General features: G+C 38.7%; 16 protein-coding genes and 1 pseudogene. 14 read left to right on the top strand and 3 right to left on the bottom strand.

Annotation, left to right across the window (positions count from 1 at the left end):
• Nucleotides 1-73: 73 nt before the first annotated feature.
• Nucleotides 74-2,086 (bottom strand): type I restriction-modification system subunit M, encoded by a 2,013-nt coding sequence (locus tag E4N65_RS11415; RefSeq protein ID WP_044014500.1) that lies wholly within the window; start codon nt 2,084-2,086, stop codon nt 74-76.
• 162 nt (nt 2,087-2,248) lie between these two features.
• A pseudogene (locus tag E4N65_RS11410) lies at nt 2,249-2,506 on the bottom strand (uridine phosphorylase); the annotation flags it as partial.
• Between the two features lie 362 nt (nt 2,507-2,868).
• Here E4N65_RS11410 and E4N65_RS11405 point away from each other — a divergent pair.
• The 6 genes from E4N65_RS11405 (at nt 2,869) to pbp4b (ending at nt 10,105) form a co-directional block, all read left to right on the top strand.
• On the top strand, nt 2,869-3,771 hold the full coding sequence (locus E4N65_RS11405) for a peptidoglycan DD-metalloendopeptidase family protein (protein ID WP_044014504.1): 903 nt from the start codon (nt 2,869-2,871) through the stop codon (nt 3,769-3,771).
• 43 nt (nt 3,772-3,814) lie between these two features.
• The gene (locus E4N65_RS11400) at nt 3,815-5,230 is read left to right on the top strand and encodes a D-alanyl-D-alanine carboxypeptidase family protein (RefSeq protein ID WP_044014506.1); all 1,416 of its coding nucleotides are present in this window, start codon (nt 3,815-3,817) and stop codon (nt 5,228-5,230) included.
• Between the two features lie 91 nt (nt 5,231-5,321).
• Nucleotides 5,322-6,692, top strand: a complete 1,371-nt coding sequence (miaB, locus tag E4N65_RS11395; protein WP_044014508.1) for a tRNA (N6-isopentenyl adenosine(37)-C2)-methylthiotransferase MiaB — start codon at nt 5,322-5,324, stop codon at nt 6,690-6,692.
• Nucleotides 6,693-6,713: 21 nt separating this feature from the next.
• Nucleotides 6,714-7,043 carry a hypothetical protein gene (locus E4N65_RS11390; RefSeq protein ID WP_044014510.1) on the top strand — a complete coding sequence of 110 codons (330 nt, stop codon included), beginning with the start codon at nt 6,714-6,716 and terminating at the stop codon, nt 7,041-7,043.
• Entirely contained in the window at nt 7,036-8,148 is a 1,113-nt protein-coding gene (locus tag E4N65_RS11385; RefSeq protein ID WP_044014512.1) for an SPOR domain-containing protein, read from the top strand. Before E4N65_RS11390 ends, E4N65_RS11385 begins: the two co-directional genes overlap by 8 nt.
• On the top strand, nt 8,123-10,105 hold the full coding sequence (pbp4b, locus tag E4N65_RS11380) for a penicillin binding protein PBP4B (protein WP_044014514.1): 1,983 nt from the start codon (nt 8,123-8,125) through the stop codon (nt 10,103-10,105). Before E4N65_RS11385 ends, pbp4b begins: the two co-directional genes overlap by 26 nt.
• 14 nt (nt 10,106-10,119) lie before the next feature.
• On the opposite strand, the gene E4N65_RS11375 is transcribed toward pbp4b, so the two are convergent.
• Complete coding sequence (locus E4N65_RS11375) at nt 10,120-10,776, bottom strand: MBL fold metallo-hydrolase (protein ID WP_044014516.1); 657 nt, start codon at nt 10,774-10,776, stop codon at nt 10,120-10,122.
• Between the two features lie 314 nt (nt 10,777-11,090).
• Between E4N65_RS11375 and E4N65_RS11370 the strand changes: the two genes are divergently transcribed.
• The 8 genes from E4N65_RS11370 (at nt 11,091) to E4N65_RS11335 (ending at nt 21,307) form a co-directional block, all read left to right on the top strand.
• Nucleotides 11,091-11,711: a TM1812 family CRISPR-associated protein gene (locus tag E4N65_RS11370; protein WP_044014518.1), complete on the top strand. Its 621-nt coding sequence runs from the start codon at nt 11,091-11,093 to the stop codon at nt 11,709-11,711.
• Between the two features lie 8 nt (nt 11,712-11,719).
• The gene (locus E4N65_RS11365; RefSeq protein WP_253673333.1) at nt 11,720-12,628 is read left to right on the top strand and encodes a hypothetical protein; all 909 of its coding nucleotides are present in this window, start codon (nt 11,720-11,722) and stop codon (nt 12,626-12,628) included.
• Nucleotides 12,629-12,694: 66 nt separating this feature from the next.
• Nucleotides 12,695-13,399: a vWA domain-containing protein gene (locus E4N65_RS11360; protein ID WP_253673332.1), complete on the top strand. Its 705-nt coding sequence runs from the start codon at nt 12,695-12,697 to the stop codon at nt 13,397-13,399.
• A 27-nt stretch (nt 13,400-13,426) separates the two neighbouring features.
• Complete coding sequence (locus E4N65_RS11355) at nt 13,427-15,175, top strand: Card1-like endonuclease domain-containing protein (protein ID WP_253673331.1); 1,749 nt, start codon at nt 13,427-13,429, stop codon at nt 15,173-15,175.
• The gene (locus tag E4N65_RS11350) at nt 15,168-15,638 is read left to right on the top strand and encodes a VWA domain-containing protein (protein WP_044014524.1); all 471 of its coding nucleotides are present in this window, start codon (nt 15,168-15,170) and stop codon (nt 15,636-15,638) included. The genes E4N65_RS11355 and E4N65_RS11350 overlap by 8 nt, the downstream gene beginning before the upstream one ends.
• An 18-nt stretch (nt 15,639-15,656) precedes the next feature.
• Nucleotides 15,657-16,382, top strand: coding sequence for a PP2C family serine/threonine-protein phosphatase (locus tag E4N65_RS11345; protein WP_253673329.1), 726 nt, complete (start codon nt 15,657-15,659; stop codon nt 16,380-16,382).
• 3 nt (nt 16,383-16,385) lie between these two features.
• Nucleotides 16,386-17,855 (top strand): protein kinase domain-containing protein, encoded by a 1,470-nt coding sequence (locus tag E4N65_RS11340; protein WP_253673327.1) that lies wholly within the window; start codon nt 16,386-16,388, stop codon nt 17,853-17,855.
• The gene (locus E4N65_RS11335) at nt 17,852-21,307 is read left to right on the top strand and encodes a DEAD/DEAH box helicase (protein WP_044014530.1); all 3,456 of its coding nucleotides are present in this window, start codon (nt 17,852-17,854) and stop codon (nt 21,305-21,307) included. The genes E4N65_RS11340 and E4N65_RS11335 overlap by 4 nt, the downstream gene beginning before the upstream one ends.
• Nucleotides 21,308-21,313 lie beyond the last annotated feature (6 nt).

Genomic DNA, 21,313 nt, shown 5'->3' with positions numbered 1-21,313 from the left:
TTTGATAGTTTTATCTCACTTATCTCTAGCCCGTTTAATAGCTTTGTATACTTTGCACTATCAAACGGGCTTGTCAGAAAAAACTTAAATGCTCTTTTTTTGCAAATTCTGTAAAGGCTTCGGCTATGCCGTCTTCAGTCATTCCATCGTGGTTATATAAATCGTGCTTGACGATTAAGTGTCCGTGCGTATCAAGGATTGGTAATCCGTCTTTATCTTTGACAAAGATTTTATCGCCTGAGTTATCCTTGCTCGGCTCTTGCATTGTGGCAAAAAAGATAGGGTAATCCTCCTTTTTAGGGCAAAGTTTATCGTCCCATTTCTGAACGAAAAGAACCGAGGTTTTCGTTCCCGTATGAGGTTTAAAAACATTTCCGTGTAAGCCGACAACAGCAAGTATTCTGCAACGCTCCGTTATAAAATCTCTAATGTATTTATCAGATGAATTGTTAAACCTTCCCTGCGGAAGCACAATTGCCATTCTTCCACCCGGTTTTAAGAAATTAAGGTTTCTTTCTATAAAAAGAATATCTCTGCCGACTTTTGATTGATATTTTCCATTTGCATTTTTACCGAGTTCATATTTAGCAATTATTCTTGACTCTTTAATATCTCCTGCAAAAGGCGGATTAGCCATAAGAATATCAAACTCAAAAGAATAGTCGCTATTCTTAGTTTTTCTTAGTTTTTTAAGCTTCTTCCATCCCTCGTTATAAGTATCTGTCCAATCTTCGGTTTTTGTTGTATCTTCCCAGCGTTCATAATCCAAGGTGTTTAAATGCAGTACATTTGTCTGTCCGTCCCCTGCAATTAAGTTTAGCGTTCTTGCTACCCGCACAGCTTTTTCATCAAAGTCAATCGCAAATACTTTATCATTAACATAATCGGTACATTCAGCCGGCTTTTTCTGACTGGTGAAAAGATGACTTTGCTCTATTCCTTTTTCTTTTAATATTTGTTTCCATACATAAAATATTGTGTGAACAGGAAATCCGCAAGACCCGCTTGCCGGGTCTATCATCGTTTCATCTGCCTTTGGATTGAGCATTTTAACGCACATATCTATTACATATCTTGGAGTAAAGTATTGCCCTTTTTCTCCCTTAGAAGATTTGCTCATCAAATATTCAAAAGCGTCGTCGACAACATCGAGATTGGAATTAAAAAGCTTTACATCTTGAAGAGAAGATACACACACAGACAAATGAGAGGGACTAAGTAAAATTTTAGCGTCTTGTGAAAATACACCGTCCCACTTATTCTTTGCCTTGTCAAACAGCTTTTGTATCTTGTCTTTCAGTTCCGTTTCCGTATCTCCGTAATTTCTAAATTCAAGATGGCGTACCTGATTTCTTCCGCTTTCCATTTCATCATAAAGCTTTGTAAAAATCAGTTTGAAAACTTCTTCAAATACATCGACACCTGCGTTAGCAAGCACCTCGTCTTCCATTTCCAAAATAAGGTCTTTTAGGCTCTTCTTTTCTGTAAGCAACTTATCTTTTGAGATAAGGTCATCTATCGTCCAACGCTCACTTAAAATATCTGACAGTTTCTCATTAAAGGTCGGGATATTCGGTAAATCTTCAAAAAAATTAGGATCTTTCCTGTGATAAAAAGAAATCTGTCCGCCGTTTGTCCATACGCCAATAGGAGCTCCTGTCGCATTGCAGTAGCTCTTTAACTGTTCCTTTCCGTCCTTCAGCTTTGGCTTTTTAAGTTCAACAATAATGTAAGGGCTTGTTGTTGCAAGTTTATCAAAGATAACGATATCCGCTCTTTTCTTCTCCCTCCCAAAAGAAACACTGTATTCGAGTTCCATTTTTTCTTTTGGATAGTTGTATTTATTGATAAGTTTATTGATATAAAGCTGACGGACAAGTTCCTCATCAGTAAGCTTAATATCTTTATCTCTTATCTGGCATTTTACATAATAGACATCATTTCCTTTTTTATCCGTTTTAGTAGTGATTAAGTTTTCTACACTATCTATCTCTGTTTGATTAAACTGCTCAATTTTATAATTGGAATCCGCTACGATTTTTGAAATTATGCCGCTCGTATTACTTTTCTTATCCTTTTTTAACATATTTATCACCTTTTTGATTTAATGTTATAAACTTTAGGGCATCTTCTATTTCGAAGGATGCAAAGCAAATCTATACCTGAGTTTTTTCAGATGTCCATCAATGTATCACAATTACTGAACACCATCAATATTTCTTTATTCGTGCAGGGTTAATGCTCACAGGCCGCATCGTACCAGTTCTTCTATTGCAATCGATGCAGATGGACCACCGATCCCTGTCGAAGTAACACTCACCTTTACTCCGCCTAACATACCAGTGTAGGTAATATATTCACGGTTGTCTGCAATCAGTTGTGCATCTTCAAAATATGCAGCAATTTTCTTACACCGTTTGGGGTCTCCCGGCATAATGACATATCGTCCTACCTCATCGGGACATATTTGTATATGATGCTGCCGGTGTTTGTCTGTTGCTTCCATATTCATATCCGCACCTCTCTTATAGAATTTTGATTCAAAATAGCTTCATCCTGTACTTACTTCTTATTCTAAACAATAACCCAATCCTCTACAATGTACGGCAACAATCGATGAAATTCCGATGGTGATTAATCCGGTTGTTATTGTCGAGGCAACAACTGCATAAATAACGATGTATCAAATACAATCAATATCTCCGATTAAAACGGCGTTTGCAATGCTGAATCTAAAAGTTTCTCGATACGTATGCTCCACAATCAGATGCTTTCGCTCCAGCGTGATTTTGTACAAAAGCAAAAGCTCGCTTGATTTTTTCCCAATACGTGGTATAATTATACTAATAGGCCTAAGTGATTATTACAATGAAAGTAACGCGTATTTTTATTTTTGGTATTATATGTTTCGCTTCCGTATTTTTCGTTTTATGGTTATCCGATAGCGGCAAAAATGATGTTTTTGACCATGGTGTAGGAGGCGGAACTTCTCTCCCTGCTGAACTGCCGGAAGAGCAAGACTCACCTTCCACCCCTCAGTCGCTGTATTATCGGGCGTATTCGGTAAAACAAGGCGATATGGTCGGCACCATTGCTGCTGAATATGGGGTGAGTCAGGATGCAATTATCAGCCTTAATAAACTGAAAAACACGCGGGCATTACAAATTGATCAGATATTAAAGATTCCGTCGATAGACGGTATTTCTTACACGGTAAAAAAAGGCGATACGCCCGAATCTATTGCCGATAAATACAAAATCTCCTTGGAAAAACTCGCGACAGTCAATACTCTGACTGATAATACAATAGAAGCAGCCTCGGTTATCTTTTTGCCTGATGCAAAGCTTGATTGGGCTACCTTGCAGGAAATTAACGGCGACCTTTTCCGAAGGCCGTTGCATAGCAGTTACTATATCACTTCCCGTTACGGCTGGCGTGATAATCCGTTCCTAAACGGTCAGCGGAGCTTCCATAACGGTATGGATATGGCTGCTCCTAAGGGGACTGCCGTTTATGCGGCATTGAACGGACACGTTATTGCGACCGGATACAGCACCGTATATGGAAATTATGTAATGATTCGTCATCATTCGGGATATCAAACATTGTACGGACATCTTAATACGATTCTCACTTCCAAAGGTAGTTTTGTCTCTGTTTCTTCAAAGATTGGGACGGTTGGAAACACCGGAATGAGTACGGGCCCGCACCTTCATTTTACCGTTTATCGAAACGGAGCGACGCTTAACCCTGCCGGCCTGTTAAATTAGCCTCACGCTATTGAAAGATTGCAACTTCAATAATTATTGACACATGACTAATACAAAATCCCATAAAATCGGTTTTTATATTCTCATAGCCGTTGCCGTAGCGGCCGGTTGGATCGCTGCTTCGGGTATTGCACTGTATATTCGAGGCACGCAATTACTGACTATACAGCTGGAGGGACAAGTACGGCAGGGCGTTGTTTTCGACTCTGTTCATACCCCTGCTCTATTACAGGCTGCGTCTTGTACGCAAGGTATCCCGCAGCCGGCCGCAATAAGCGCCCGTTCCGCTGTTGTGATGGATGCGGCAAGCGGAGCTCTTTTATTCGAAAAAAATCCCGATCAAAGTATTCCGCCGGCCTCATTAACAAAGCTTGTTGCGATGTACACGGTGATGCAGGCTGTTGAGCGGAGAGAAATCAGCTTGACCGACACTCTTACACCGCCTGCAGAATCGTGGGCGGTAAATATTCCATCAGGCTCGTCCCTAATGTTTTTGGGAAAAAATCAACGAGTAACCGTTGAGGAGCTGATGAGGGGTATGGCGGTTGTTTCCGGTAATGACGCGGCGGTGGCACTTGCAATGCATACCGCAGGTTCTGTGGAGACCTTTGTTCGGCAGATGAATGAGGCTGTCGCGGCGCTCGGTTTACAAAATACGCACTTCGAGGATGCAAACGGCTTGAGCGAATATAACCGCACAACGGCTCGCGATTTTGCCCGCTTTTGTGCGGTGTATGTGCGGAAATATCCCGACCACCTTGCACAGTTTCATTCGCTGCGGGAGCTCAGCTATCCGCAACCGCATAATATGCTGAAACCGCAAGCAATTATCCGTCAGCCGGCGACAAATACGCTGTTGGGTAAACTGGACGGCTGCGACGGCATTAAGACGGGGTTTATTTATGAGTCCGGTTTTAATATTGCGCTTACCGCACAGCGGAACGGTGTCCGGTTTATTGCGGTTATTTTAGGCGGCGCCGGTAAAAGTATGGAGGAAGGAAAAGCTCTCCGGGAAGAGAACGGTTCAATACTGATGGAATGGGCTTTTTCTCATTTTTCCACAAGATATGCACAGAACTTTCCGTTAGATATTCCGGCTATTCCCGTTGTTGGGGCAAAAGAGCCGGCTCACCGAACGGCTTTGCTGCCGCTGGTGAACGATCCGAGTGGAAATAACGGAGCTTTTACCGTTCCGCTTTCCGATGCGAAGTCAGGCGAAACCGTACCGAATACCGCTGAAATTCATTCGCGTATACTCGTGCCCGGTGCGCTCGCCGCACCCATTGCAGCAGGAGAAAAAATCGGAAAGGTGCAATTCTTTACGGAAGATGAGGGAAAACCGCTGGTACTTGCCGAATTTCCGCTTATTGCAAACAAAACACTTGAAAAGGGTAGTACCCTGCGCTGGAAATATGATAATCTTGCGTTAAAATTGCATCGTGTTTTAAATCGTCGGTAAGGTGGAAAACTTTTTATATTAGGCATCGCTAAAAAACTCAGTGTTTAGAGCTGCCTTATTTATTTTATAGATAATTTTAGGAATACACATTTTGAAATACTTTATTGAAACGTATGGATGTCAAATGAACTTTGCCGAGTCTGCGGCATTGGAACAGCTCTTGCGGGAACGCGGCTGGGAGGCTGCCGAAGATATACAGCACTGCAATTTGCTGATTGTGAATACCTGTTCGGTGCGAATAACCGCTGAAACCCGTGTATTCGGGCGGCTTGGTCTTTTTTCCGCGATGAAAAAGAAGCGGAATTTTACTATTGTCTTGATGGGCTGTATGGCACAGCGGTTACATGATCAGATAAAGGAAAAATTCCCGCTGCTTGATTATGTCGTCGGGATGTTTGAACGGGATCAATTTACGGCAATCTTTGATGCGGTTGAAAGGGAAACGCTTTGGGAAGGCACGGAGGAAGGTGTCGCTGAGCTTATGGCGCTTAACCCGCAGTCCAGTAATGAACAGCGCTATCATTTTTCCAAATGTTCGTATACCGAAGGCGCTTTTCAAAGCTTTGTGCCGATTATGAACGGCTGTAATAATTTTTGTACGTACTGCATTGTGCCCTATATCCGCGGAAGGGAAATTTCTCGTCCGGTTGAAAGTATTTTGGATGAGATTCGATTTTTAAGCGGGAAAAATGTGCGGGAAATCACGTTGTTGGGGCAGAATGTCAATTCGTACCATGGAGTTGACCCTGTTACGGGAGCAGCCGTGAGTTTTCCGTCTTTGCTTCGTGCCGTTTCAGCCGCGTGTGCAGAGCAGGATGTTATTAAATGGGTACGCTTTATTTCAAACCATCCTAAGGATTTGTCTGATGAGCTAATTGATGTAATGGCGGAGGATTCACGGGTATGTAAATCGCTCCATTTGCCGGTACAAAACGGCTCCAATGAAATTCTTGCGCGGATGAATCGGCGGTATACTGTTGAGCAATACCTCAACATTGTTGAAAAGCTCCGTAAGCGGATACCGAACATTGCACTGACAACCGATATTTTAATCGGTTTTCCGGGAGAAACACAAGCAGAGTTTGAAAAAACACTCGACTTGATGAGGACGGTACAGTTTGATTCGGCTTTTATGTATCATTATAATCCGCGTGAAGGGACAAAAGCATACGATTTCCCCGACCGGATTCCCGATACCGAGCGGATTAACCGGCTGCAGCAGGTTATTGACTTGCAGCAGCGTATTACCGATTTTAAAATGCAGCAACGGGTTGGTTCAACCGTTATGATGTTGGTTGAATCGCAGTCAAGAAATAATCCGGATGAATTATTCGGACATACCGAACAGGGTGAGATGGCTGTGCTTGCGGAAAAATGCGACCCGAAACATATTGGACATTTTATGAAAGTTCAATTACAATCCATAAAAGGGAAAACGTTTAGGGCTGTCCCTGTCGTGTAAGGATTTCCAGGGGAGGATATAATGCCGGGAAAGTTATTGTATTTTATTATTGTAATGCTGATGCTTGCGCTGTTCATGGGCTTTAATCTACCGAATCGTTGTGATATTTCTGTAATTTTTCACGTATTCAAAGATGTGCCGATTTTTTTAAGTATGCTGTTTGCATTTTTGCTTGGGAATATTGCGGTTTTGCCCTTTCTTATCAGCAGCCGTCATAAGATGAAGAAGGCTGAAAAGCAAGCGGCCGTATATCACGATGTTGCAAAAGTTGAGTTAAAGCCTGAAAAACGCCGTTGGTTCGGGAAAAAGAAGAATTCCGAAGAGAGCGGAGCGGCAAAGCAGGATGCGTAGCGGCTGTTCCGAATTCAGAAAAATATATTTTTCTTTTATTGTCGCCGGCGTGATGCTGATTATAAATGCCGGTACCGGAGCCTTTGCAGAACCTTCAGAACCGGCCTTACAGTCCAGCGTACATGCTTTGGCGCAAAAAGCCTTTGCACAAAAGACGGAGGCAGCGGTTCGACAGTTCTTTGAAAAGAATTTGGCAACACTCCCGAATGCACAGGCAAAAGTTCAAGCGCTGACGCTGTTGGCAGACTATGAAGAGCATAACGGGAATTATTCCAATGCAGCGGAGTGTTATCGGCAGGCGGCGGGGTTCGATACTTCCGATAAAAAGACTGCGCTTTTATTGGATGCGGTTCGTGCGTTGCTCTGCGGCGGCAGCCTGGATTCTGCCCGCAGCCTGTTAAGTGAAATTGCTGCCGCGCTACCGGTGAGTGACGAAGATCCCTATTACCGGAGAGCCGCCGTGTACGACACGTGGAGGCTGCTCGCTGAAGATCGTGCTGATCGGGCTGTACCGCTTATTACTGCCTATACCAAGAAAAAATCTTTTTCGGAATATCATTCTGCATTGCTGTTTACTCTCTGGTGGATCAATGATGATGAGGACGCAAAGCAGCGGCTGCTCAAGGAATACCCTTCCTGTATGGAAGCGGCGGCCGTCAATGGAACCGTTACAGTGCAGCCGTCAACTTTTTGGTATTTAATGCCGAGAAGCGGACTTGCTCAACAAGCGATAGCCGGCGGTTCAGCTGCTAAAACAAGCACACCCTCTAAAACAAGCGCCTCATCGGAAGCGACAAAAGCTTCAGTTCAATCGAGCGCTGCATCAAAAACCGAGGCCGCTTCTGCACAATTTTCTAAAACAGCAGCAGTTTCCGAAACGCCGCTTAAGCCTTCCTATTATCAGCTTGGATTTTATAAGACAAAAAAATATGCAGAAGCGCTTGCCGCCGATTTGCAAAAAAAACATTTTACCCCCATTATAAAAGAAGAAACGCGTCCCAGCGGTACCGTTTATTTTGCCGTACTTGTTAAAGAGAACGCTGCCGGAGATATGGGGCTCCGATTAAAGGATGCCGGATATGAAGCCTTTCCGATTTTCCCATAGAGTTTCTTTTGGACTATTTAGTACAGCTGTTATCATTTTTTGGATTCTCTTCAACCTTTTAGGATGCGCTTCTACTTCTGCCCGTAAAACCAATAGTTTATTACCTGTCGATATGGCAAGAATGATTGAAGCAGTATTTTCTGCTGATGCACAGATGCAAGTTGAGCAGACTTTTCCGATACCGATGAAGGACTACGATGATTCTATTTTGCCGAATAATTATCTTGCATTTACCGCATATAAGGGACAGGCTTACATTTATTTTTGGGCGCGCGGGCTTACTTCTTTCGATTTATATATCAATAATAGAAAAGTTCCGACAAAATCCATTTGTACGGATAAACCCGTGTGTTTTGATGCATCGCCATATATTAAAAACGGTAGGAATATGCTCTATATTGCGGCGCTTACTCCTACCGAAAACGGTACGGTTCAAAGGCCGCATTCATTACAGGTAAAGATCCCCTACCCTGTTATTTTGCCGCTTTCAAATTCGCCGGAGGCTTTAAAAGTACAGTTAAAAGATGTGCCCTATTCATCTGATACGCTGGAAATAGTTGATCAACTGTTGACCACGGAAACGGAAACGGGATTCCCCGGAGCACAACTCGTTATTATTAAAGACGGCATGATGATTAAAAACAGCGCTTATGGCGCCATCAGCAAGGTTGACAGCGCAGGCAATCTGCTGGATGAGGTTACTCCGGTAACGGAAAAGACTTTATTTGACCTTGCAAGCAATACAAAGATGTATGCGGTTAATTTTGCCGTTCAAAAGTTGATTTCAGAACAGCAGCTTGCATTAACCGATACCGTTCATCACTTTTTTCCGCAATTTACTGATGCTAAGAAAAGCAAAATTAAAGGCAAGACAGATATTACGGTGTTTGATCTTCTAACCCATCAGTCGGGATTTCCTGCCGGAAGACCCTATTCGCTGAAAATAGAGAAACTTAAAAATGCTTCAGAAAAAAACAATCGTGAACATACCTTTGACTTGATTATGGAGACTCCGCTTGTGTACTCGCCGCGGACGGCAATGATCTATTCCGATATCAATTATATGCTGCTCACCTATATTATCGAAAAGATAACGGGGATGGGGCTTGCAGAATATGTTGTCAACAATTTTTATCATCCACTTGGGTTAGATAGGATTTGTTTTACACCGCTCCGTCAAGGTTTCACTCTTGACGAGATTGCTGCAACGGAAATCCGTGCAAAACCGCGTACTCAAGCTGCTATTGATGGTGTGCAAACAACGGAACTCATTCATGGAACCGTACATGACTCTGAAGCATATACGGCAATGGAAGAGATCAGCGGTCATGCAGGATTATTTGCAAATGCGGAAAGTATTGCGGTATTGGCACAAGTTATGCTGAATAACGGCGGATATGGCGTCAAGCGGTTTTTCGATCCGGCCGTTGCAGGGTATTTTACGGCGCAGCAATCCCTTGTTTCAAGTATCGGGCTTGGGTGGCGACGGCAGGGCGTGCAGGAATACAGCTGGGCGTTTTCTCCTTTTGCCTCTGCCGGAACCTTCGGACATACCGGCTGGACGGGAACACTGACGGTTATCGACCCCGCCGAACATCTTATTATTATTTTATTAACCAATGCAAAAAATACCGTTCCGGCGCATAACACCCGTAACAGCCGATTCGAGGGCGATTATTATTTGGCAAAACGGTATGGGGCAATCACTGCGCTTATTTATGAGGCGTTTCGCCAACCAACGCTTGCGCAGCTGGAGAGTATGCTCATCGAACTTGCCGAAAAGAAATATGAAATGCTGCAGCAGATTTCTGCTTTTGATAATCAAGGCTATATTAATGATCTTGCTGCAATTATGAAAACCGTTCAACAGCGTTCTCAAAAGTCTGCCGGATTGCGAGCATTTCTCAAAACCGAGAAGGCTGCGCAGATTCTCAAAATTGTTGACGGCCGGATGTAGAAACGGGAGCGCGTTTACACGTACGCACCTTGATATTTCTTTTCAAATTCAATCGTTGTATTGGAGCCGTGTCCCGGATACACTTGTGTGTTTTCCGGTAATTCGATAAAAAGCCTCTTGAGCGACTGGCATATTTGCATCTCATTGCCGCCAAGTAAATCGGTTCTGCCGCGAGAGCCGTAGAAAAGGGTATCCCCGCTAAAAAGGATGCCGGCTTCCTTGTTCCACAGACAAACAGACCCTTGGGTGTGACCGGGCGTATGAAGCACGGTAAAGCCGTTTACGCTGTCTCCTTCTTTATAAAAATCCGTCGGTTCAGGTAGTGGATTTTTTTCCAGCGGCTCAATTAATTTTTCGGCATGAAGCGGTCTAAAGCTCTTTAAATGGGTTTGCGTACTGGCTGTTCCAAGATACGCGGCATCATTTTCGTGAATCCATAAGCGGTAATCGGGATATTTTCTTACTAAGGCCGGTAGACCGCCGACATGATCAAAATGTCCGTGCGTCAGCATAATTTCAAGGTGAGTTGGATTAAGTTTATTTAAATACTGGGATAATTCGGGGCTCAAACCGCCCGGATCGATTACGGCAATGCTTTCTTTGCTCAACGGGAACACCCATGTATTGACCATAAGGTAGCCGGTTTCAAACTTTTCTATTGAATAGTGCATGGTGGAGTCCTTTTACAAGCTTTGAGGATAGTTGAGAATAGTATAGGCGATTTTATGGATTAAAACAATATTGAGTCCTTTTGAAATATACGGCACATCTGCGACGTTTTTGCTTTGCAAAAACTCGCCGCCAGCAAATGTGCACGGATGTAAATTTGCTGGCAAGGTATCAGTACCGCCACGGATGGCGAGTGTTTTTTGTACGCTCCTAGCATCTACCTACATCTTTTCAAAAGAAAGATAAATAAAAGTATCAACTATATCTTTTTTGGGCACTAAAATAGAGTAACTAATGTTTAGAGGAGAAATGTGATATGAAAAGAATTATTTTTTGTGATATTCCAATGAAAAAAGACCTTGATGCAATGGTCTATGCCGGAACGGGAAATATCAATTCAGGCTATTCAAAGCCTGTTATTTTTCCAATCAATGCAATTATTGCTGAAACTCTTAAAAAAAATGATGATATTAAGGTTGTCTTACTTCGAACCATTGATAAAGCAGGAAACAGTGGTAAGAATTGCAGACTGTTTATGCAAGAGTTGGATACAATAAACGAAGATATTGGTGCAAAGATATCATACGAAACATTGGATTTAGAATTCAAAGAAACAAAAGCTAATCACGAGATCAGATTAAAAGCGATGTTGGATAAGGTCGAAGAAAACAGTCAAATATTTGCTGACATTACTTTTGGTCCAAAACCGTTGCCGATGATTCTTATTTGTGTACTTTCATTTGCTGAAAAATTTCTTAATTGTGATGTTAAAAGTGTCGTATATGGAAAAGTAAGTTTTGGTCAAGATAATAAAGCTTGTTCACCGGAACTGTTTGATGTAACATCGTTGTATTATTTGAATAATCTTACAAATTCTATGGTTGCCAGTGATGGAAAAGAAGCTAGAAAAAATTTAGATGAATTCTTTTCTTTATAGGATGTTTTATGACGAATAATGAAAGAAAAATAAAGAAAGAGGCAGAGATTCAGAATCTTCTTACTTGTTTAAGTAATATTGAGGATAAAAAATCGTGTGAGTATGAAAAACTACTGCAAAAAATATATACACCAATATGGGATTGGATCCTTCTTCGTTTTAATGAAACAGATGTCCGCAATGCCGGTGTTGAAATCTTTCACTGTATAAAAAGAACTCTTTTAAAATACGATGATGGCTTAGGTTCATCTTATATGGGATATTTATATTCCAGTTTAGAAAATGAAATACACCATAAAAAAGAAAAAGGGGAAGGAAAAAAATTTCGAATGTGTACAAGAGATGATTATAATCGTGCAATTCGGCTTATAAAAACGGCAAAGGAGATCGGTAAAAATCCTTTTAATGAAAAGGTTCAAATATGGCTGTCGAAACAATGCGAACTGGATTTGGATAAAGTAAAGGATTTAATTCTTAAATATTATCAATCTCAGATAGTTGCAGAACAAATAACGAACAATGCAGGCGAAGAAGATTCTTTATTCAATACAGATGCAGTTCAAAATAATTATCTTACACCTGAGGAAAGGGTTTTTAAAACAGAATATGCGCTTGATGATTTGAAAAAGATCGAGAGGGCATTTGATGAATGTCAAGAAAGACAGAAAATTTATTTATCTTCATTTATTACCCTCAAGGTACTTCAGGCTTTGGAACATACTTTTCTGATAGGTCAAATAGTAGACTTGCTGCAAAAAAGAAATTTTATAGACCTTGAATTACTTAATATTTTTACCTTACAAGCGGAAATGCCGACACAAAGTCAATTAGCCGTAAAATTCGGCAAAGATGAAGGATATATCAGTAATAGAATTTCAGATTTTTTTGAGAAAGTTCAACAAAAAAGTATCAACTAAGTAAATTACAATTACTAATTATAGTAACAAATTATACAAGGGAATACCCTATAAGGAGAAAACGATATGGCATTCGATCCGTCAAAGTACACAGTAGCAAAAGCAAAACCTCTTCCGGTGGTTTTATTATTGGATACCAGTTCCAGTATGAGCATCGGTGGAGAACAAACAAAAATTGCAGAACTTGAAAAAGCCGTTCAGGAGATGATTAAAGATTTTGCCCATGAAGAACAACTGGAAACGGAAATCCTTGTTTCTGTTATTACTTTCGGGAATAATGGTGTACAATTGGCGCTTCCGTACACAAATGCCTCAAAAGTTGAATTAATAAAACTTGAGGCCGGAGGCAACACTCCTATGGGAACTGCTTTACAAATGGCGAAAGACATGATTGAAGATAAAGAAACGACCCCCGGCCGTGCATATAGGCCTCTTGTTATTCTGTGTTCGGATGGAGCGCCGACTGATGATTGGAAGATACCTATGGAAAACTTTATCAAAAACGGACGTTCTTCAAAATGTGATCGTATGGCAATGGCTATTGGTTCTGATGCAAACGAAGATATTCTGAAAAATTTTATTGTCGGTACTGGAAATCCGCTTTTTTATGCTAAGGATGCATCAGCTATGCATAAATTCTTTAAGTTTGTAACAATGAGTGTGACAAGCAGAAGCCATTCTCAGAATCCAAACCAAGTTTTCAAACTGGAAGCGCCTAAGGAAATCTTAAAATCCGTAAGTGTTGAACCTTCCGGCGGTAGTTATTGGTAATAATAGATTTTAAGGGCGGTAAACTTTATGAAAGAATGTTTACTTTCGTGGTACGGCATAACAGATTTTAAAGCATCTCTTGGGATCGAAAAAAGTGGACCGCTCTTAGGAGCAATTTTATCAACTCATTACACTGAGATTCAGCTGTTAGGTTATACGAATAACGCGGCTGAATCTTACTCAGATGAAGTTTTTGATAGTGAGCTTGCATCTTTAAATAGAAATGATACGGCAGAAGCAAATAATTTTGTTTATAAATGGGCAAATACACAACCGGCACATCATCATTTTATAAAGTGGTTGCAAAATAAAGTAGCAGAAAATACTAAAAGTATTACTATTGGATTCACACCGGTAAAATTGAGAAAACTAAATGATACCGAGGGTATATATGCAGCAGCTGTCCGATTGTTGGAATCAATTGCAGAGAATAGCAATAAGGAAGATATATACGTGACTTTGTTTTTAAGTCCCGGAACTCCGGTTATGGCTTTCTGTTGGGCAATGGCGGCTTTGAAATTTCCGCAGTTTCGGAAACGGCTTATAGCATCACCGGATCCGAGAAAAGGGCCGGAAAATATCGGTTTACCGCAAGAATGGATGGAATGGTATGGAAAACAAATGCCGTTAGAACATCGGAATGGTAAATATTTTGACATGATATTTCATCTTTATGGTGATCAAAGAATACCGACATACTTAGGTCTAAAACAATTTAACTGCAAAAGTCATGTTTTTATTACATCCGCAGGATACCATGCCGTTGATATTATGAAACAATTTGTTAAGGAAGATATTGAATTATTAGAATTAAATGTAGACGCATACAATCCTAAGGATGTTCAAGATAAATTACTTAAATTTATTGAAGAAAAGGATGGGGTTCAAAATCAAAAAATAGGATTCAATCTAACGGGTGGAACAAAATTAATGTATGCCGGTTCATTAAATGTTTGCAGACAACTCGGTGGGATCCCCTTTTATTTTAACACGAGAGATAAAAAGGTTATTTTTCTTAATGATTTCAGTTCTAAACCTATAGTTAAGATAGAAAAAGTCGAATTCTTTATAAAATTGAATGGTAACGGTTTATCAATCGGTGATTCACGAGGAAGAATGCTTCAGCAAGCAGATATGATTTCTTTAACAAATTATTTATGGAAAAGAAGAGCGATTATAAATGATATTGCAGGCGAAATCAAAAAACGATATTTTAAGTTACTAAAACCTTTTGTAAAAGAAGAAATTACCGTTTTTACCGATAACAACCGCAATTCTTATATTAAAATTAAAGACAGGCAATATGTGTTTGAAGATGCTTCACAGTTCAAGGTTTATCTAACCGGAGGATGGTTTGAAGAATATGTTTATAATAACTTAAAGAACTTGGTTAAAACAAAAAAAATAACCGATTTGCATCATAGTTTAAAAATCTCTTATGAAACAAATAATGCAACTACATTAGAGAAATTTTTAGGATTAACTAAGTCGGAAAACAATCAGTTATACCAAGAGCTTGATGTTGTTTTTACCGACGGCAATAGACTGTATGTCATAGAATGTAAATCGGGTAGAGCCGAAGTAGAGCATATTATGAAACTGGAAAATATTGTGAGATATTATGGCGGTTTGGAAGGAAAGGGAATTTTACTGTATATAAATAAAGTCGATAACCCTATTGTAGTGAAAAAGGCAGCGGAATCAAAAAATGTCAGAGTTTTTGACGGTGATAATATCATATCGAAAATAGAGGAGTTCGTAGGTTTATATGACTAAAGTCTTAGTTGTTATTGATAATTCGGGCAGTATGTTTTGTTTGTCGAAATCCGATATTTTGGAATCTATCTGTAGAAGTATTTATCTTCATGAGGATATTGAGGCAGATTATTATAGATGGGATACGTCTATAACCAGAATTGATTATCAAAATGAAGAATTAATAAAAGATGTTAAGGGAACAGCAAATTTGGGAGCGCTGGTTGATTTTATTGAACAGCAGGTAGTTGGAAATATTATTCTCCTGACGGATGGGTATATTGATGGTGATAAGACGGATTTAAACAGAATCTTAAAAGAAAATAAAGAAATAAAAGTGAGATTGGTGGGAGTTGGTGCTGATTGGAATTCAGTAGTAAGTTCACAGTTATTTCCGCCAAGTTTTATTGCCGAGAATAAAACTTGGTATATCTTTAATACGCTTGAATTGGATGCTGCCTTAGATTCGTTCTTAGAAGTATAACAAAAAGGCAATGCTAATATGAAAAATAAATATTGGAAAGGAGCTGCTGTCGAAAATATAGGACCAGCTCATATTCGACAAAATATTTCTATGCAGGATGCAAACCGACTCTGTTTTTTTAAGAGCGGTTTTATTGCTGTAGTTTCTGATGGTCTGGGAAGTAAAACTCATTCTGATTTCGGTTCAAATGTGGCCTGTAAAATATTTATAAAATATTCAAAAAAATGGATTAGAAAAACAAAAAAATCACCCGATAGATTTATAAATAATTTTCATAAATATTGGGTACATTTAATTGAAAAATCAGGGTATAAAATTAAGGATTGTTCGGCAACATTATTGGGGGTCGTATGCAATGGGAAAGAAATGTTTTTATTCCGTTTAGGCGATGGGATGATCGTGTGCCTTTCAGATAATCAAAATATTTTAGTTTCGGATAAAAAAAACGGATCATTTTCTAATATTACGAAATGTTTAGGTAATGTTAATAGCCGTGAAGACTGGCAATATTTAAAGATAAATATAAAATTTATTAAGAGCGTTTTTTTATGTACTGATGGAATTTCCGATGATTTAGAAAACAGCTGTGAGATAGATTTTGTACAGGATATGTCAGATCGATATAGAGATTATTCATGCAAACAAATAAAACTGGATATGAAACAGTGGATTTCAAACTGGCCTGTACCCCGACATACGGATGATAAGACTGCTATATTTATAACTAAGAGAGGTAATGTTTAATTTATGGATGTAAAAATAACAGAAATAAAAGTTGTTGATGTAGAAAACCGTGTATATATTTTAGGTGAAAAGATTGGGCAAGGAGGGCAAGGCGCCGTTTTTCATGTTAAAGATGATGCCGATATTGCAATAAAGCTTTCTACCGATAAAGAAGGAAATCCCTTACAGGATGATACTGCAATAAAAAATATTTCCTACAAGCTTAATATTATTCGAAAACTTCCTCTGCCGCAAAATATTAATCTTTCCAAACCTCTTAGTATTTTAAAAAGTCATGCCGGATATGTCATGACTTTTATGAATGAAATGAAAAGTTTTGAAAGCTTTCTGAAGTTGCATCAAAAAATTGAAGATAATGATATCCCTAGATGGTTAAAAAATGAAGCTGGGGATCCGATTCAAGATGCTGAAGTTTGGATAAACTTTTGTAAAACAGGAAGTATAAGAACAAGGTTGCTTGCTCTGTACAAAGTTTCAGAGTTACTGGCAAATCTTCATGCAAGGGGGCTTGTATACGGTGATATTTCCGGCGGTAATCTTATGTATAAAGAATTAGCCGCAGGAATAATAGCCGGACTAATTGATACTGATAATATTAATTTTGCCGGAAAGAGTAAAACTTATTTCACTCCCGGGTTTGGGGCTCCGGAAATAACAAACGGTAAAAGCCCTGCCACTGTTTATTCCGATTCCTATGCTTTTGCGGTTGCCGCTTTTTATATTTTAACAATGCTGCATCCATTTAAAGGTAAAAAAGTTCTGGGATCGGATGATAATGATGATGATGACTGGGCGAATAGTGTTACGGTACAACAAAAAGCTGATCCCGGAAATTTTAATGATACCGGTATGTATCCATGGATATTTAATCAAAATGACGACTCAAATTCTTATGGAGATTTAGAACAAGTCAATTCATTATTCCTTACTCCGTTATTGTTTGCATTATTTGATAATACGTTTTCAACAGGACATAATAACCCTAAGTTACGGACTCCATTAATCAGATGGCCAAAAGCTTTTGCTCAAGCAGCAGATTTAACTATTAGATGCTTATCATGCAGAATGACTTATTATTATGATTATACGGAAGATGATAAATATTGTTGTCCGTACTGTTCAACGGAACGATGTCCTTTCGTTCTAGTAAAAACTTATATAATTAATAACGATGAGCCTGTTTATTCTTTTGCTCATGAGATAGACAAGGAAGAGTTTTATATACCTTCAAGATGCTTTGAAGCATTTAAAATAAATGAGAGTGATAATTCCGTAGTTGGAATTTCTTTGAAAAATGGTTTTATTGCACTACGATTGATTGAATCTGAGTATACTATTTATATTGAAAAGAACAATCTTAGAGAAAGATTTACCGGTGTTTATAAATTTAAAGTTTCGGATATTCAAAACTTCTCAATCACTTTATTCACAAAGTATCGCAAAGTAATTATTTCCGGAGGAGAATTACAATGAAATTAAGCGAACTAAGATACGGAGAACACTTTTCCTGCAGAATCGAGCCGTATTCAAATCCTGCTGATAATCTTATTGATAAACAAAATCCACTTGGAATAATACTTCAAAAGAATACTCATTTGTCTGATGCTTATATCTTACAAATAGGGGCGGCTGCTAAAATGGTTAGGATGATAAAGTGTTCCGATATTTCTTCATTAGAAAATAGGATTCTTGCAGGTCAAACAAATCTTTATGAAGTAATAAATATCCTTTCTAACAATCAATTGGATATCGAGGTTGTATTTTTTAGAGAATATAAAACATTTCCGCAACCCTTTATTGTTAATGTAACGGAAGATTTTATTACGGCCTGTGGAACTTCTCATTTTTGTTCTAAAGGTAAAGATGGCGACCAGTTATGCGGTATTTTAAAATCTCAATTTATGTTAGGTTCATCGTCAAATTCCTATTTTCTTTATATAGGAAAAACTCCCGGAGATGATGATCCTGCGGCTTCTTGTACATTAGTCAATAAAGATTGGCAATTAGTCATAAAATCAAGGGAAATAAGGGATGAAATTTCGTTATATTCATCTGATATCAAAAGACATATACCCAGAAACAATGATAATTCCGTGTGTTTGGCAAAAGGTGAATTGCGATTTGCGTATTTAAGTACAGAAACGATTTCAAAATTGAATGAACTGGAAATGAAAAAGAATTTAGATGACGGTAGCAGTTATATCGGGGAATGGGATAAATATAACACGGAAATAGGAAAAAGACTTCTTGAAGCTGCTCGCAAAGTAGGGTATATCGTGTTATCCGGAAAGCCTGAAAAACTTAGTAATCATGAAATACTTTTTAACTACTCATATAATGGTGAAAATAAACTTGGCGACTTTAATAATTTAACTATAGAAACGGATACTGTAGATATCGTTCAAGAATTACCGGATTACTTACTAAATCCGAATATGACTTACGAAGAATGGATTGGTGAAATTGATAAAAATCTTGAGCAGGAAGCTTTGTTTCAAAATAAAAAAAAGAAAAAACAAGAACAAGAAGAAAAGCACTGGAGCAATCTTAATATTATTGACTATACACAAGATACGATTACTATAGAATCAAAGCATAAAGGATTACCTAAAAGAGGAAAAAATGGAGAATTATTTATGATTCTTTCCATTACCGGCGAAAAAATACAGGTTGAAAGAAGACGGCGTGCACGACAGAATATCCTTAAAGGATGCAGCCAGATAAGTAATCTGGGGCTTATCCTTGATGGAAAATCGAATCTTAGCTCAAATATTCCAAGTGTATCCGGTACTAAAAGAAAGTTATCCGATAAGGAACAAAAAAAAGTATATGAAAAGATCTTTGAATTTGAACCGACGGAAAATCAAAAGAAAGCTATAAACATTGCTCTAACAACTTCGGATATTGCAGTTATTCAAGGTCCTCCGGGAACAGGAAAATCTACCGTTATTTGTGGAATTATTGAATCTTTAAATCAAGATTTTCAGAAAGACAATAATCTGGCAGGAAAAATATTGGTAACAAGTCTTCAACATGATGCGGTAGATAATGTTACCAATAGACTTTTAACGAATGGATTGCCGACGGTAAAATCCGGCCGCTCAAGTTCTGAAGATGAGCTGAGTATTTCTACAACGCAAGCTGAAATTAAATCTTGGTGCCAAACGGTAGTCAAAAATATTGAGAAAAATATTCCTGCCGTAATAGAATCGGCTGAATTTCAAAATCTGCGTTCTTTATTTTTAGATTATCATAAAGCTCCGTCAACTGCGATGGAGATTGCACTTTTAAATGGTATTAAAAACTTAAGCTCACGATTTACAACTCCTGAAATTATAGAAAAAATAGATTCAATTTTAGTAAGTTTAGATCAAGACCCTTCCTCGGATGATATGGATATGATCAATTGCCTTTATGCCTTACGAACCGATGAGGTCTCTTTTCAAGATGATGGTACAAAACGAGCTATGGAATTGGCTGCTCGTTTACGAGAGGCGCAGATTCCTATTCCTTCATGTTTAAGTAAAGCTTGTAGTTACGAATTGAAATCTGACTTGTCGTTTTTAAGCGATTTGGAAAATTTACAAAATGAGCTGCTTGAACAATATCTTCCGCATGAAGAGTTCAGACGCAATAAAGAAAATGCCGTTATTGCTGAGATTGTTAATGAAGTATCTCAAAGAATCCAAAAATATCCTTTTGACCCGAGCGAAAAAAAGAATATGGCGCTTGCCGACTTTATTTATGAGTTAAAAAATAATCCCGATGGGATACTGAATACGCTATTAAGTTATAATCCTGTTTTGGCAGCCACCGTACAACAAAGCGAAGGACAAGAAATTAATGAGGCACGCCGAAAACTTGGCCTTGATACCGATAAGCAGAAATTACCGTATGAATATGTGATAGTAGATGAAGCTGCTCGTGTTGCTCCTCCGGATTTATTAATTCCTATGGCGAAAGGAAAACATATTATTTTGGTAGGGGATCATCGTCAGTTGCCTCAACAAGTTGACCAAGATATTGAGAAAAAAATGGAAATATCGGCAGCAAGCAGAGAAGAAATTGCTTTCTTGAATGAAAGTACTTTTGAAAGATTATTCGCTCAATTAGACGCTTCAAAAAAAATAACGCTTGATAAACAATATCGTATGCATCCTCTTTTAGGAACTTTTATCAGTAAGGAGTTTTATGAAGTTCATAATCCTGATGAAAGATTTGAATCTCCGCTAAAAGCAGAAATATTCAGCCATAATTTGCCTATAATCACTAATAAAGCAGCAATTTGGTGCAATGTTGAAAATGAACGAAATGGGGGTGGTGCGGAAAATAGAGATGCTTCAAAAAGCAGGTATAGAAGAGGAGAGGCGATTGTTGCAGCAAAACTCTTGAAGAAATGGTTGGATTTTGATACGGAGAAAAAATTGACATTCGGTGTAATAAGTTTTTATTCGGCGCAATGTCGTGAAATAAAAAAGCAATTATCTTCTCTGGGTATTTGTACTCAAAAATTGCAAATAAATGAAGATTATCAATATACCTTATCTGATGAAAAGAAGAACATTAAAGAAAGGCTTCGAATCGGTACTGTTGATGCATTTCAGGGCATGGAATTTGATGTAGTTATTTTATGTACGGTACGTACGGCAACAGAAGACAGAATAAGAAATGCATATTCTGAAATGCAAAAGGATGCCGAAGAAGGTTTACGGAAACAACAGGGGCTTTTTGGGTTTTTAATGTCAAAGAATCGGCTTTGTGTAAGTATGAGCCGCCAGAAGAAAGTACTTGTTGTAATCGGTGATAAAAATTTGTTTACAAGCAATATCGCAGAAAGCACAGTTCCTGAACTTAATCATTACATCACCATGTGTGAAAATAATATCGATTTCGGACTTGTATTTGATGCTAAATCAATTGATTAAAGGAGA

Origin of the sequence: Treponema sp. OMZ 855 (assembly GCF_024181145.1) — a bacterium.
GTDB lineage: Bacteria > Spirochaetota > Spirochaetia > Treponematales > Treponemataceae > Treponema.
This window is presented reverse-complemented; position numbering and strand designations above follow the sequence as displayed.

Excerpts from the sequence above, each read along its gene's own strand:
- E4N65_RS11415 (WP_044014500.1), bottom strand. The coding sequence starts at position 2,086 with ATGTTAAAAAAGGATAAGAAAAGTAATACGAGCGGCATAATTTCAAAA.
- E4N65_RS11405 (WP_044014504.1), top strand. The coding sequence starts at position 2,869 with ATGAAAGTAACGCGTATTTTTATTTTTGGTATTATATGTTTCGCTTCC.
- E4N65_RS11400 (WP_044014506.1), top strand. The coding sequence starts at position 3,815 with ATGACTAATACAAAATCCCATAAAATCGGTTTTTATATTCTCATAGCC.
- E4N65_RS11390 (WP_044014510.1), top strand. The coding sequence starts at position 6,714 with ATGCCGGGAAAGTTATTGTATTTTATTATTGTAATGCTGATGCTTGCG.
- E4N65_RS11385 (WP_044014512.1), top strand. The coding sequence starts at position 7,036 with ATGCGTAGCGGCTGTTCCGAATTCAGAAAAATATATTTTTCTTTTATT.
- pbp4b (WP_044014514.1), top strand. The coding sequence starts at position 8,123 with ATGAAGCCTTTCCGATTTTCCCATAGAGTTTCTTTTGGACTATTTAGT.
- E4N65_RS11375 (WP_044014516.1), bottom strand. The coding sequence starts at position 10,776 with ATGCACTATTCAATAGAAAAGTTTGAAACCGGCTACCTTATGGTCAAT.
- E4N65_RS11370 (WP_044014518.1), top strand. The coding sequence starts at position 11,091 with ATGAAAAGAATTATTTTTTGTGATATTCCAATGAAAAAAGACCTTGAT.
- E4N65_RS11365 (WP_253673333.1), top strand. The coding sequence starts at position 11,720 with ATGACGAATAATGAAAGAAAAATAAAGAAAGAGGCAGAGATTCAGAAT.
- E4N65_RS11360 (WP_253673332.1), top strand. The coding sequence starts at position 12,695 with ATGGCATTCGATCCGTCAAAGTACACAGTAGCAAAAGCAAAACCTCTT.
- E4N65_RS11355 (WP_253673331.1), top strand. The coding sequence starts at position 13,427 with ATGAAAGAATGTTTACTTTCGTGGTACGGCATAACAGATTTTAAAGCA.
- E4N65_RS11350 (WP_044014524.1), top strand. The coding sequence starts at position 15,168 with ATGACTAAAGTCTTAGTTGTTATTGATAATTCGGGCAGTATGTTTTGT.
- E4N65_RS11345 (WP_253673329.1), top strand. The coding sequence starts at position 15,657 with ATGAAAAATAAATATTGGAAAGGAGCTGCTGTCGAAAATATAGGACCA.
- E4N65_RS11340 (WP_253673327.1), top strand. The coding sequence starts at position 16,386 with ATGGATGTAAAAATAACAGAAATAAAAGTTGTTGATGTAGAAAACCGT.
- E4N65_RS11335 (WP_044014530.1), top strand. The coding sequence starts at position 17,852 with ATGAAATTAAGCGAACTAAGATACGGAGAACACTTTTCCTGCAGAATC.